Genomic DNA, 12,794 nt, shown 5'->3' with positions numbered 1-12,794 from the left:
AGCGAGTCGAGGTACGCAAGCGGGCCTTCCTGACCAGAGTAGAGGGCGCGGGGCGCCCGAAACTGCTCACGCCCCACAACGCGGCGATACTTCCCGACCGACGAAACCGTGAACGCTGCCTACGATACTGCAAAAGATCCGCTTAGACAGTAATGACGTGCATTCTCGACTGCCGACTCAGCCTTTTTCAGGGCGCCGCAGCAGGCTCGCCGCCATTGCGGCCAGCAACGCCACGCCCAGCAGCAACACGGCCCAGAGTCCCCAGCGCTTCCAGTCCGTGCCTGCCGTAGCCGGCGCGGTCTCCACGACCGTTTGAGCGGCGCTGACATCGACCTCGGCACGGGCCAGCGAAGCCAGGCGCTCGGTCGAATAGTCGGGAATCAGTGTGCTGATGGGTAAGGCTGCCGAAGTGGCATCACCGCGCCCTACGGCCAATCGGTAAGGCGGCTCGCCACGGGCAAGGAATACCAACTGGGTGGCTCGCACAGCGAAGGCTGCCGTCGGCGGCTGTTGGCCCAGGCCACCACCGCGTGCATCGACCTTCAGCCGCAACTGACGCACTGGCGAGCCAGGCAAGGCCAGCTCGTCCAGGCGCACTTCACGGCCATCCTGCGGCAGGCGGTAGAGCACACCGCTGGTCAATGCACGCCAGGGATCCTGCTCACGCGAACGCGCTTCGAACCAGACCGGCGCCAGTGTGTTGGGCTCATCCAGGCTGATGCGCAGGCGCTCCAGCGGCAGCGCCTGCGGCAATTGCCATTCATAACTGCCGTCGCCCAGCGCTTGCGCGGGCATGGGCTGAGACCAGACCAAAGGCGCCGGACTGCTGGACTGGCGGCGACTGCGCAATGTCACCACATCCAGCTCCGGGGCCTTTTGCGGGCTGTGCCAGAGCAGGCGCACATAACGTGCAGACTGGGCCGGCAGCTCCACCTGACGCTGATCGATGCGCTCTTCACCGAAGCTCAGACGCGCCACCTGCCCCTCACCCCAGGCACGCCAATGCTGCAGATCGTCGCTGGCCTCGATGGAGAAGCGCTGAAAACCCTCCTCACCACCACTCCAGCTCAGGTTCAGACGCACCAGCGGCGCGTCGATGGCGCTGGCATCGAGCAGCCAGCCACGCAGTTGGCGCTGCGCCGTAGCAGGCTCATCGCCACTCAGCTCAATCAACGTACCGTCGGTACTGCGCTGCACGCGCAAGCGGGGCACGCCGCTCTGCTGACCATCGGAATACAGCGGAAACCAGCGAACGCCGTGCTCCTGCTCTTCATCACGTGATTCACGCTGGCTAGCCAGCAGCGCATAAGCCTGCGCCTGCCCCTGAGCGTTGAAGATACGCAGATCGCGCAGATCGGCATGCTGTGCAGCGGAATGCACGGCCATCGGCAGCTCGACGCGATACCAGGGGCCTGCGCCCTCCAGCACCAGCGGCAGCTGCTGACGATAATCCTGCTGGCGCTCCTCGGCTTGTACAGCGGCGATCAGCGACAGGCTCAGGGCCACAAGCGCAGCGATGATTCTCACGATAACGACTCCTTGTTCGGGGAGGCTTCCTCAGCCTTGCGTGGCGGCAACGGTGCGAAATAACCCACCACCAGGAGCAGCACGCCGACACCGATGAACGACACGATACGCTCCAGCCCGCCACGATTACCCAGCTCGACGAAGAACAACTTGGCCACCACCAGGGCAATCAGCGCAGCGCCGACCAGCCACAATTCGCGATGCACGCGCAGGTGACCGAACAGCATCAGTGCCAGGGCGATCAGCGTCCAGACGATTGAAAGACCTGCCTGCACCAACATCGAATCGAACAGGGCCGAACTGTGCCAAGGCACGTCGCCCCAGTGGTGCGCCGTACGCATCACCATCACCGTCAGCAGAGCGAACAGCGACAGCCCTGCAACGCCCTGCACCAATTGCAGAGCCCGCGTCGGCTCCAGACCAAAGCGCGGCAAGGCATCGCGCGCCCAGACGAACAATGCACCCAGGCACAGCAGCAAACCCAGCTCCAGCGGGTTGATCAGCGGCAGATAGGGCAACGGATCGCTGTCGCCGGCGCTATTGGCATTGGCCAGCCAGAACCAGACAAGCATCATCGCCGCTAGCGGTGCCGCCGCCCACAGACGATACTCACGCTCGAAACCGGCCACCGGCCACGGCAAGCGACGTGCCTGCGCCATCGCCCACAGATAGGCGGTAGGCAGCAGCGCCCAGCCCAGCCAGCGCCAGGCGTTGTAATGATCGGACAGGCTCAGCAACAGATAGCGCAGCTCCAACGCCAACACCCCGAGCAGCAACCAGCAACCGAGCACATGGGCAACACTGGCAGGCGTACTCGGCAACAGATCGGTCAGTCGTCGCAGCACCAGCAGATGCACCGCGATCACGGCAGCCCACCCCAGCCAGCCGAAATTGGCGGCTGGATGATAGAGGGGATGCCAGGCATGGATCAGGATCAACCCGGCCACTGGTGCCAGCAGGCTGCACAAGACTGCCAACTCGCGCCAGCGGGTGCGCAGTGCCAGCAGCATCCAGATCAATGTCGACAAGGCTGCCAGTATCAGCAGGACGCTGCTCTGCAGCTCCGCGGTCACGAAGCGCACCACCTCACTGACCAGGGCCATGGCCCACCAGGCGGCGCCCCAGGCCAGCAACAGCTGGCCCAAACGCTGCAGGCTGGCACCATCGAACCCGGTATCCCTTCCATTGCGTTTCAGGCTGTGCAATCGCCAGGCGCCGACCTGCGCAGCCAGGCCGAGTACGGCAGGCGTCCAGAAACCGGTGTGCGCAAGCGGCGACAGGCCCTCGCCACTGACTCCCGACAGCAGCAACGGCCCCGCCGCCAGGAATGCCAGGCCAGCGAACACCTGCAATACCAGGCTGAACAGAAAAGCCGCGCGCTGCTGCAGATAAAGCGCCAGCCAGAGAATCAGCAATCCCGTACCTCCCCAGACTGCGGCAGCCGCCACCCAGGGCAGCACGAACAGCACCGCCAGATTGATGAACACCAGGCCCACCAGCATCACCATGGACAGTGCGCCGAGCAGTCGGCGATTCTCACGAATATGTGGATCACGCGCCGCCAGCAGCATGCCGGCGATCAGGCCGAAGCCCACCATCGACGCCGCCAGCAGGCCGAACCAGCCGGCGCTGAAACCGCCACTGCCAAACAGCGAATCCAGCGCCATCTGCCCGAGGAACAGCAAGCCGCCGAGCAACTGGATGGCGAAAGCGCTGTAGACGAAGCTCGGCGCGGCGATACGCAGGCCGATGAACAGGGTCGCCAACCCAGCCAGCGCCCAGGCGATGGCAGTGCCGGGCGCCTCGAACAGCAGCGGCGCAATCAGGTAGATGAATGCCAGCCCGGCCAGCCCCAACCAGGGCAGCAGGCGGTTTTCCCAGGGGCTGGCAGCCTGCGGCGCCTGACGCAACTGCCAGTAGCTGAACAGCAGCGCCGCCCCCAGCATCAGCGCGCCCAGCGGCGAACCGTCGAGCAGGCTGCCGTAGCCATAATCCAGGCCACTGATAAAGGCCAGAGCCGCTCCCACCTGCAGCAGCAGGGCAAAAGCGCGCGCCAGCGGCCGGCCCTGGCGCAAGCCCAGCCAATAGATACCGGCGCCCTCCACTGCCCAGGCCGCCGCCGTCCAGCGGGCGTCGAGCCCGAGCGGAATGGCCAGGCTGGCGAATACCACGCCAAGCGCCAGGCAGGTTTCCACCAGCAGCAGCGCACGTTCACCGGCACGTGCCTTGAGTACCCGCGCCAGCAGCAGATAGAACAGCCCCAGTCCAAGGGCGCTGAACGCGGCGGCGAATTCGATATGCCGCACCAGCGCTACCTGCAGGCCGAAACCGACCAGTGGCGGGCCGAACAGCGTGGTGGCATCGACGTAGTCACCACGCCGTAGCGACCAACGCAGCAACTCGCCACGCGACTCGGGCGCATCCGCCGCATCACGCAGGGTACGCCGGGCGAACAGCAGGCCGATGGCCACGTACATCAGGAAGAACAGGATCAGGAACGGCTGGGTGCTGCCCAGCAGCTCGGGCGTATAGGAGCGCAAGCCCCAGGCGAAACCAATACCGAAGGTGCCGACGAAACCGATCAGGTTGAGCAGGCGCCAGGCCTTGAACCAGGCGATAGCGAAGATGCCGGCGTTGAGCAGGGCGAAGTAGGAGAACAACGCGACATGGTTGCCGCTGCCGGTAGACGTGAGGATCGGGGCGGCAAAGCCACCGAGCGCAGCAGCAGCGGCCAGGCCGAGGGCATTCTGCTGCACGGCGAGAACCGCCGAGAATAGCGTCACCGCCACCAGCAGGCCGAGCGCCATGCCCGGATCGAGCAGCGGATGCAGACGCATCGCGGCGAACACCGTCAGGTACAGCACGGCGATACCGGTGCCTTGCAGCACCAGGGCGTAATTACGATTACGCCGACGTAACCACCAACCCAGGCCAAGCAACGCTAGAGCGCTGGCGGCTACGCCCATGTAACGCAACTCTACCGGCACCTCGACGCCTTCGGTGGCGTAACGCAGGAGGAAGGCCAGACCGAGGAACAGCAACACCACGCCGACCCGCAGCACGGTGTTGCCGCCAAATAGCCAGGCTTTGGCCGCGGCGATGCCACGCTCGATCAGGTTCGGCTCACGCGGCGCTTGCTCGCGCCAAGGGCTTTGCTGCGCTGCTGGTTGAGGTTCGAGGGCGACCTGGGCAGCCAGCGGCACAGGTTCAGTGGCAGGAGGCGTTTCGATTTCCGGCAACGGTTCCAGCGTCCAGTCCAGTTCCGGCAGAGGCTCTTCGGCAACGACCGGCTCGGGCTGGGGTTCGGGCGCGGAGCTGGCAACGAGTTCGACAGGCGCTTGAGGCGGGGCTGGTTCTGGCTCACCTCGCTCGCCCTGCTCGACCTTGACCAGCCGTTCGTGAATGGCGCGAGTACCATGCTCGAAACGCGCGGCGAACTCCTTGAGCTGCGCAGCCAGCTGAGCATTACGCTGCTCCAGCCCTTGCAGACGCAGCGCCTGGCCCAGGCTGAGGCCTATCAGGCCGCCGAGAAGCGCTCCGGTGGCCGATTCACTGACACCCGCACCGAGCACCAAACCGACCAGCATGAAAATCCATTGCATGCGTTATGTCCCAATCCTGAGGTAGATGTCGCCTCGCACTCCTGCCGGCCACCCGAGGCGGGCACCAGTATAGAGGGCGCATCTATCAACACCCAGAGAGACGACTGCTAAACGGTTCACAGGCACAACGGAAAAGACGCAACCGCCAGCCGGTGCTTCACAAACGCCACGCGCCCGCTATTATCGCCGCCCCGTGACCGTAGGGCGGACTCGGGCGCGAAGCGAACAGTCCGCCGCAGAAGACAGGCCTCCCGAGCATCATGATAAAACCCCGCCTGATAGCCGCAGCAGAGATCGACCGCCTGGAAACCTGGGCCAAATACACTGCCGACATGTGCCACAGCTGCATGTCCAGCTGCTGCACTATGCCAGTGGAGGTGCGCCTGAACGACCTGATTCGCCTGGAGCTGGTGGACGAATTCGAGCGCAGCGAACCGCCGAAGAACATCGCCAAGCGTCTGCAGAAAGACGGCATCGTCGAGCGCTTCAATCAGAAGTCAGGCATCTTCACCCTGATCCGCATGTCCAACAACGACTGCCTGTTCCTGGATCGCAAGACACGCCTGTGCACCGTCTACGACAAACGCCCGGACACCTGCCGCCATCATCCCAAGGTCGGCCCACGGCCGGGGTATTGCGCGTATAAGCCCAAATAAGGGTTGCTGCGCGGGCAGTGACGCTGGTGCGCGCAACCTGGGCGGCCCCGCGACCCCCTACGAAGCGCGGCGCAGGCCAATGACACGCCCGACACAGGCAGGGCGTTGCAGGTTCTGCTGCTCGGCAGCCAGGCGCGCCACCCGCTCGGCCACCTGCTCATCGAAAGGCGCGGCGCGGCCGGTAGCGATGTCGATGTTCATCAGCATCTGTTCGCTTTCCGCCAGACTGGCCTCTTCGCCCGGCCGATAAAGGCCATGATGGATATGCAGGCGCTTGGCGTCGTGGGCCAGCAGTTGAGTACGAACTTCCACGCGCTCGCCCTCCTTCACCTCCGCCAGGAAGTTGAGGTGGCACTCCAGGGTGTACAGGGTGTGGCCGGTGCGAGCGCGACCGGTTTCGTCCAGGCCCAGCATGTCCATCAGCGCATCGGTTGCATGGCTGAAAATCAGCAGATAGAAAGCATCACGCAGATGGCCGTTGTAGTCGACCCAATCGGGGGCGATGGCGGTGCGATAGGTTGGCAGACTCATGTTCGTCTTCCGATAAGCCCCTCTCCCGCAAGCGGGAGAGGGGAGCTAGATAGGAGTCGGTCTGTAGGGTGCGCCGTGCGCACCGGGCATGACTCGGTTACTCGGCGAATTCAAAGCCATGCTTGGCCTTGGTCTGGCGAATCGCTTCCAGCACCGCCAAGAGGCAATCATCGCGATAGCGCTCCAGGGCATCCAGGCTGCGTTCGCCCTGCTGTTCGGCAGTGCCTTCGACCACCGCATCGATAAGCCCCTCGGTCAGTTCCGGTGCCTCCAGGTACGTCCAGGGCAGCTTCAAAGCCGGGCCAAACTGGGCCATGAAGTGGCGCATGCCAGCTGGGCCACCGGCCAGGGTGTAGGTCAGGAAGCTGCCCATGAACGACCAGCGCAGACCGGCGCCGAAGCGGATCGCGTCGTCGATCTCGCCTGTGGTCGCCACGCCGTCGTTGACCAGGTGCAACGCCTCACGCCACAACGCCTCGAGCAGACGGTCAGCGATAAACCCTGGCACTTCCTTGCGCACATGCAAGGGGCGCATGCCCAGCGACTCGTACACCGTGATCGCCGCCTGCACCGCTGCGGGTGCAGTCTTCGCCCCGCCCACCACTTCCACCAGCGGCAACAGGTACACCGGGTTGAAGGGATGACCGACCACGCAGCGCTCGGGATGCGTGGAATCTGCGTAGAACTCGCTGGGCAAAAGTCCCGAGGTGCTGGAGCCGATCAGCACGTCGGGGCGTGCCGCAGCACTGATCTTGGCGTGCAGCTCGCACTTGAGGTCGAGGCGCTCGGGCGCGCTTTCCTGGATGAAGTCGGCATCGCGCACGCATTCCTCGATACTGTCGACGAAACGCAGGCGATCCAGCGAAGCACCGGGCGCCAGGCCCTGTTTTTCCAGCGCCGGCCAGGCATTGGCCAGACGCGTGCGCAGCGCCTGCTCGGCGCCAGGCGCCGGATCCCAGGCGATCACGTCGAGGCCATGGGCCAGGGCACGGGCGATCCAGCCGGCGCCGATCACGCCGGTGCCAAGGGCGGCGAAGGTTTTGATATCGGTGACGAAGGTCATCTCGGGTTCCTTGTATGTAGCCCGGATGCAATCCGGGGATTGGCGTAGGGAATGCCCCGGATTGCATCCGGGCTACGGGGCGCTGGGCATACGCCCCTGCCCCTCTCCCGCAAGCGGGAGAGGGGAGAAAGCGGTATCAGCGTCGGGGTTTGAGCTTCATCTTTTCCCGGCCCTCGGCCGGGCTCAGGGCGCGGCCGCCGAGGCGCTCGATGATCTCGATGGCGCGCTCGACCAACTGGCCGTTGCTGGCGTGCACGCCGCGATCCAGCCAGATGTTGTCCTCCAGCCCAACGCGCACATGCCCGCCGAGCAGCATGGCCTGGGCGACCATCGGCATCTGCATGCGGCCAATACCGAAGCCGGCCCAGGTGATGCCTGACGGCAGGCTGTCAGCCATGGCCTTCATGGTGGTGGTATCGGCCGGCGCGCCCCATGGAATGCCCAGGCACAGCTGGATCAGCGGGTCGTCCAGCAGGCCTTCCTTGATCATCTGCTTAGCGAACCACAGGTGGCCGGTGTCGAAGATTTCCAGTTCGGCCTTCACCCCCAGTTCGGTAATGCGCTTGGCGCCGGCACGCAGTTGCGCAGGGGTGGAGACGTAGATGAAGTCGCCGTCGCCGAAATTCAGCGTGCCGCAGTCCAGGGTGCAGATTTCCGGCAGCAGTTCCTCGACGTGCGCCAGCCGGGTGATCGGCCCGACCAGATCGGTGCCGGTTCCGAACTCTAGCGGCTGCTCACCCTTGCCGATCTCCAGATCGCCACCCATGCCAGCGGTGAGGTTGATGATCACGTCGGTATCGCTTTCACGAATACGCTCGACCACCTCACGGTACAGCGCCACATCGCGGCTTGGCTTGCCGGTCTGCGGGTCGCGCACATGGCAGTGGGCGACGGTGGCGCCGGCTTTGGCTGCCTCGATGGCGGCGGCGGCGATTTCCTTGGGCGTGACCGGGATCGCGGGGTGTTTGCCGACAGTATCGCCAGCACCAGTCACCGCGCAGGTGACGATAACTTCGTAATTCATCTTCGACTGTCCTTTCCAGGGGCGAACGGGGGCCGACGGCATGGCCGCAGACCTTGAATAGGGGGAATGGGCGCCGGGCAACCCGGCTCCCTGATGTCAGTTGCCGGCGACCAGTGCCGTATTGGCCGGCTTGCCGTCGAGGGTGGTGACGCCATCGAGCCAGGCTTCGACCACCTGCGGATTGGCCTTGATCCAGTCACGCGCCACCTGCGCTGGCGCCTTGCGATCCATGATCGGCTGCATCAGCTCGGCCTCCTGCTCGCTGGTAAAGCGCAGGCTGGTGAGCAGACGGTTGGCGTTGGGGCAGCGCTCGGCATAGTCCGGTGCAGTGACGGTGGACACGGTGGCGGCGCCGTCATTGGGGCCGAACACGTCCTCGGTTCCGGTCAGGTAGGTGATCTGCATCGACAGGTTCATCGGGTGCGGCTTCCAGCCAAAGAACACCACGGGTTTCTCGTTACGCGCGGCGCGGCCGACGGCGGCGAGCATGCCTGCCTCGCTGGACTCCACCAGCTTGAAGCCACCCAGACCGAACTGGTTGGAGTCGATCATCTTCTGGATCGCCGTATTGGCGCCCGAACCGGCTTCGATGCCATAGATCTTGCCGTCCAGCTCGTCCTTGAACTTGGCGATATCGGCCAGGGTCTTGAGGCCCTTGTCGGCGGTGTAGCTCGGTACCGCAAGTACCGCCACGGCATCGTTCAACGACGGCTCGGCGGCGACCTTGACTGCGCCAGCGTCGAGGAAGGGCTTGATGTTGTCATCCATGATCGGCTTCCAGTAGCCGAGGAAGGCGTCGATCTGCCCCTTCTGGATACCGGCGAAGATGATCTGTTGCGATGCCTGGGTCTGCTTGGTTTCGTAACCGAGCCCCTGCAGCAATTCGCTGGCGACAGCGGTGGTGGCAACCACGTCGGTCCAGCCAACGGCGCCGATTCGAACGGTTTTACAACTGGCATCATCGGCCAGCAGGGAGGTACTGAACAGGCTCAGGGTGCAGCACGCGGCCAGCGCGGTAAGACCTTTCATCTGGGTGCTCCTCATCGTGTCACAGCGGTTCTATTTCTTTTTTCTAGAGACCCAGAACCTGTTCACGATCTCGCGAGCTAGAGCAATACAAGGCAAAAACAAGCGAGGAAAGGTCGGAGTCGCGGGCGACTGTACTTTTGTACATGAGCATTTCGAGCTTGTTTTTAACGCAGTAGCGCCGACGCGCAGCAGATCGTGGATAGGTTCTTGGCCCCCACCGTGCTCGGGAACCTTGTCTCCCGATGAAACCACCTTACGCTTCGCTCCAGTGGGTTATTCGCACTTGGACGACGCTTGATTGACCTATGTCGACCACTTGTTTGCACAGGGGCCGTACTGGCGTATTAATGTCTGGCCGTTCCTATTTGGATCGAACATGCCGTAGCCCGGATGCAATCCGGGAATCCAGCTCCCGGATTGCATCCGGGCTACCGACCACTCCAGTACTGGCGCAATAAGCGTATGCCCCAGACCTTCTGCTTCCTGCTGCTACCCGGCTTTTCCATGATGGGTCTGATGTCGGCCATCGAGCCGCTGCGGGTGGCCAATCGCTTTCGTGGCGAACTCTATCGCTGGCGCCTGCTCAGCCAGGACGGCAACGCCGTGCAGGCCAGCAACGGCATGTCGCTCAACGTCGATGGCGGCCTGGAGCTGCCTGAGGAGGCGCGCGCGCTGTTCGTGATCGCCGGTTTCGAGCCACTGGCCCATTACGACGCGCATCTGGCGCACTGGCTGCAACGGCGCGAGCCTGAACTGGCGATTCTGGGCGGCATCGATACCGGCAGCTTCGTGCTGGCCGAAGCCGGGCTGTTCCAGCATCAGCGCCTGACCCTGCACTGGGAGGCCATCGACGCCTTTCGGGAACGCTACCCGGCACTGCTGGTCACCCAGGAACTGTTCGAGATCGACGGCAAGCGCATCACCAGCGCGGGTGGCACCAGCAGCCTCGATCTGATGCTCGGCCTGATCGGCCAGGAATATGGCGAGCCATTGGCCGTGCAGGTGTCGGAACAGTTCGTGGTCAGCCGCATCCGTACCCGCCTGGATCACCAGCGCATGCAGATCGCCAGCCGCTATGACCTGCACAACAAGAAACTGGTGCGGGTGATCGGCGAGATGGAGCGCCAATGCGAACAGCCCCTGCCCTGCGAAGAACTGGCCGAACGGGTAGGCATTACCATACGTCAATTGGAGCGGCTGTTTCGCTATCATCTGGCTACCACGCCGTCAGCCTTCTACCTCGGCCTGCGTCTGGACAAGGCGCGCCAGCTGCTGCGCCAGAGCGATCTCAGCGTGCTGGAGGTAAGCCTGGCCTGCGGCTTCGACTCGGCCTCGTATTTCTCGCGCAGTTACCGCAAACGCTTCACCGCCAGCCCCAGCCAGGATCGCCACGAGCGGCCAGCTTCGTAGGATGCCGCAGGGCTGCCCATATCGTGTACACAACTCAATACCGTGCAATTCGCGGTGCGCACGGCCCACCCTACCGTCCAATCCAAGTTGCGTATAAGCGGTCGGAGCGACGACATATCCGTCCACGACCTCGGCTTGACGCTTTCGGCAAACCCCCAGTCGTTTTTGCACCGGGTCGCCCAGTCCCCCAGGGATAAGCTCTCCCCAAAGCACCGACAACCGACTCGGTGCATCCGTTTAGGGGACAAGCCTGATGAGCCCAGCCGAATTACACGCCGACAGCATCGTCATCGACGGTCTGATCATCGCCAAGTGGAATCGCGAACTGTTCGAAGACATGCGCAAGGGCGGCCTGACTGCGGCCAACTGCACCGTGTCGGTGTGGGAAGGCTTCCAGGCCACGGTGAACAATATCGTCACCAGCAATAACCTGATCCGCGAGAACAGCGACCTGGTCATTCCGGTACGCACCACCGCCGACATCCGCAAGGCCAAGGAACAAGGCAAGACCGGCATTCTCTATGGCTTCCAGAATGCCCACGCGTTCGAGGATCAGATCGGCTACGTCGAAGTGTTCAAGCAGCTCGGCGTGGGCATCGTACAGATGTGCTACAACACCCAGAACCTGGTCGGCACCGGTTGCTACGAGCGCGACGGCGGCCTGTCCGGCTTCGGCCGCGAGATCGTCGCCGAGATGAACCGCGTCGGCATCATGTGCGACCTGTCCCACGTCGGTTCCAAGACCTCCGAAGAGGTCATCCTCGAATCCCAGAAGCCGGTCTGCTACTCGCACTGCCTGCCGTCCGGCCTGAAAGAACACCCGCGCAACAAGTCCGATGAAGAACTGAAGTTCATCGCCGATCACGGTGGTTTCGTCGGCGTGACCATGTTCGCGCCGTTCCTGGCCAAGGGCATCGACTCGACCATCGACGACTACGCCGAAGCCATCGAGTACGTGATGAACATCGTTGGCGAAGATGCCATCGGCATCGGCACCGATTTCACCCAGGGCCACGGCAAGGAATTCTTCGAGTGGCTGACCCACGACAAGGGTTACGCCCGCCGCCTGACCAACTTCGGCAAGATCGTCAACCCACTGGGCATCCGTACCGTGGGCGAGTTCCCCAACCTTACCGAGACCCTGCTCAAACGCGGCATGCCCGAGCGCGTTGTGCGCAAGGTCATGGGCGAGAACTGGGTACGCGTACTGAAAGACGTCTGGGGCGAGTAAGCCCCTCCCCCCCAATTTCTGTAGGAGCGGCTTCAGCCGCGATCCGTCCCGAAGGGGCGGTATGCCCTGAAGCTTCGCGGCTAAAGCCGCTCCTACGATTCGAACTCAGGAGTTTGCGTACATGGCCACCCACGCCCCCGAAATGCCCATCCAGGTCGACGATGAAACCGGCGTCTGGACGACCGACGCGCTGCCGATGCTGTACGTGCCGCGCCACTTCTTCGTCAACAACCACATGGGCATCGAGGAAGTGCTCGGCGCCGACAAGTACGCCGAGATTCTCTACAAGGCCGGCTACAAGTCCGCCTGGCACTGGTGCGAGAAAGAAGCCGAGTGCCACGGCCTTGAAGGTGCCGCCGTATTCGAGCACTACATGAAGCGCCTGTCGCAGCGTGGCTGGGGCCTGTTCGAAACGCAGAAGCTCGACCTGGAAACCGGCCATGCCGAGGTCAAGCTCAAGCACTCGGCCTTCGTTTACGTCTACGGCAAGGTGAATCGCAAGGTGGATTACATGTTCACCGGCTGGTTCTCCGGTGCCATCGACCAGATCCTGGCCGCCAAGGGCAGCCCGATCCGCACCGTCACCGTGCAGGAATACAGCGGCGCCGAAGAGGGCCACGACGACGGCCTGTTCGTCACCCGCCCGCTTTAAAGCCGAACGCCACGGTGGGTGGCGCAAGCCATCCACCCCACGAAAGAACACCGCGCACCGTGAGCGCGT

Annotated in this window: 10 protein-coding genes; 4 read left to right on the top strand and 6 right to left on the bottom strand. The window is 63.7% G+C overall.

The genetic code is table 11. The features are described 5' to 3' along the window. Positions 1-177: 177 nt before the first annotated feature. Positions 178-1,527, bottom strand: coding sequence for a DUF3999 domain-containing protein (locus HS968_RS02725; RefSeq protein ID WP_182370042.1), 1,350 nt, complete (start codon positions 1,525-1,527; stop codon positions 178-180). Next, positions 1,524-5,129: a DUF2339 domain-containing protein gene (locus HS968_RS02720; protein WP_182370041.1), complete on the bottom strand. Its 3,606-nt coding sequence runs from the start codon at positions 5,127-5,129 to the stop codon at positions 1,524-1,526. The genes HS968_RS02725 and HS968_RS02720 overlap by 4 nt, the downstream gene beginning before the upstream one ends. A gap of 260 nt (positions 5,130-5,389) precedes the next feature. Between HS968_RS02720 and HS968_RS02715 the strand changes: the two genes are divergently transcribed. Then, positions 5,390-5,785, top strand: coding sequence for a YkgJ family cysteine cluster protein (locus tag HS968_RS02715; protein WP_106737458.1), 396 nt, complete (start codon positions 5,390-5,392; stop codon positions 5,783-5,785). A 57-nt stretch (positions 5,786-5,842) separates the two neighbouring features. On the opposite strand, the gene HS968_RS02710 is transcribed toward HS968_RS02715, so the two are convergent. The 4 genes from HS968_RS02710 to choX form a co-directional block, all read right to left on the bottom strand. Next, positions 5,843-6,316 carry a thioesterase family protein gene (locus tag HS968_RS02710; RefSeq protein WP_182370039.1) on the bottom strand — a complete coding sequence of 158 codons (474 nt, stop codon included), beginning with the start codon at positions 6,314-6,316 and terminating at the stop codon, positions 5,843-5,845. A 97-nt stretch (positions 6,317-6,413) separates the two neighbouring features. Beyond that, the gene (locus HS968_RS02705; protein ID WP_119692160.1) at positions 6,414-7,379 is read right to left on the bottom strand and encodes an L-carnitine dehydrogenase; all 966 of its coding nucleotides are present in this window, start codon (positions 7,377-7,379) and stop codon (positions 6,414-6,416) included. 136 nt (positions 7,380-7,515) lie between these two features. Further along, positions 7,516-8,403 (bottom strand): BKACE family enzyme, encoded by an 888-nt coding sequence (locus HS968_RS02700; RefSeq protein ID WP_182370037.1) that lies wholly within the window; start codon positions 8,401-8,403, stop codon positions 7,516-7,518. Between the two features lie 96 nt (positions 8,404-8,499). Then, positions 8,500-9,432: a choline ABC transporter substrate-binding protein gene (choX, locus tag HS968_RS02695; RefSeq protein ID WP_106737462.1), complete on the bottom strand. Its 933-nt coding sequence runs from the start codon at positions 9,430-9,432 to the stop codon at positions 8,500-8,502. Positions 9,433-9,894: 462 nt separating this feature from the next. Between choX and HS968_RS02690 the strand changes: the two genes are divergently transcribed. The 3 genes from HS968_RS02690 (at position 9,895) to HS968_RS02680 (ending at position 12,725) form a co-directional block, all read left to right on the top strand. Further along, positions 9,895-10,842, top strand: coding sequence for a GlxA family transcriptional regulator (locus HS968_RS02690; protein ID WP_182370035.1), 948 nt, complete (start codon positions 9,895-9,897; stop codon positions 10,840-10,842). A 253-nt stretch (positions 10,843-11,095) separates the two neighbouring features. Next, positions 11,096-12,073, top strand: coding sequence for a dipeptidase (locus HS968_RS02685; protein WP_182370034.1), 978 nt, complete (start codon positions 11,096-11,098; stop codon positions 12,071-12,073). Between the two features lie 121 nt (positions 12,074-12,194). Further along, the gene (locus HS968_RS02680) at positions 12,195-12,725 is read left to right on the top strand and encodes a DUF5943 domain-containing protein (protein WP_182370033.1); all 531 of its coding nucleotides are present in this window, start codon (positions 12,195-12,197) and stop codon (positions 12,723-12,725) included. Positions 12,726-12,794 lie beyond the last annotated feature (69 nt).

It is taken from the genome of Pseudomonas berkeleyensis (assembly GCF_014109765.1).
Taxonomy (GTDB): domain Bacteria; phylum Pseudomonadota; class Gammaproteobacteria; order Pseudomonadales; family Pseudomonadaceae; genus Aquipseudomonas; species Aquipseudomonas berkeleyensis.
This window is presented reverse-complemented; position numbering and strand designations above follow the sequence as displayed.

Excerpts from the sequence above, each read along its gene's own strand:
- HS968_RS02720 (WP_182370041.1), bottom strand. The coding sequence starts at position 5,129 with ATGCAATGGATTTTCATGCTGGTCGGTTTGGTGCTCGGTGCGGGTGTC.
- HS968_RS02715 (WP_106737458.1), top strand. The coding sequence starts at position 5,390 with ATGATAAAACCCCGCCTGATAGCCGCAGCAGAGATCGACCGCCTGGAA.
- HS968_RS02710 (WP_182370039.1), bottom strand. The coding sequence starts at position 6,316 with ATGAGTCTGCCAACCTATCGCACCGCCATCGCCCCCGATTGGGTCGAC.
- HS968_RS02705 (WP_119692160.1), bottom strand. The coding sequence starts at position 7,379 with ATGACCTTCGTCACCGATATCAAAACCTTCGCCGCCCTTGGCACCGGC.
- HS968_RS02700 (WP_182370037.1), bottom strand. The coding sequence starts at position 8,403 with ATGAATTACGAAGTTATCGTCACCTGCGCGGTGACTGGTGCTGGCGAT.
- choX (WP_106737462.1), bottom strand. The coding sequence starts at position 9,432 with ATGAAAGGTCTTACCGCGCTGGCCGCGTGCTGCACCCTGAGCCTGTTC.
- HS968_RS02690 (WP_182370035.1), top strand. The coding sequence starts at position 9,895 with ATGCCCCAGACCTTCTGCTTCCTGCTGCTACCCGGCTTTTCCATGATG.
- HS968_RS02685 (WP_182370034.1), top strand. The coding sequence starts at position 11,096 with ATGAGCCCAGCCGAATTACACGCCGACAGCATCGTCATCGACGGTCTG.
- HS968_RS02680 (WP_182370033.1), top strand. The coding sequence starts at position 12,195 with ATGGCCACCCACGCCCCCGAAATGCCCATCCAGGTCGACGATGAAACC.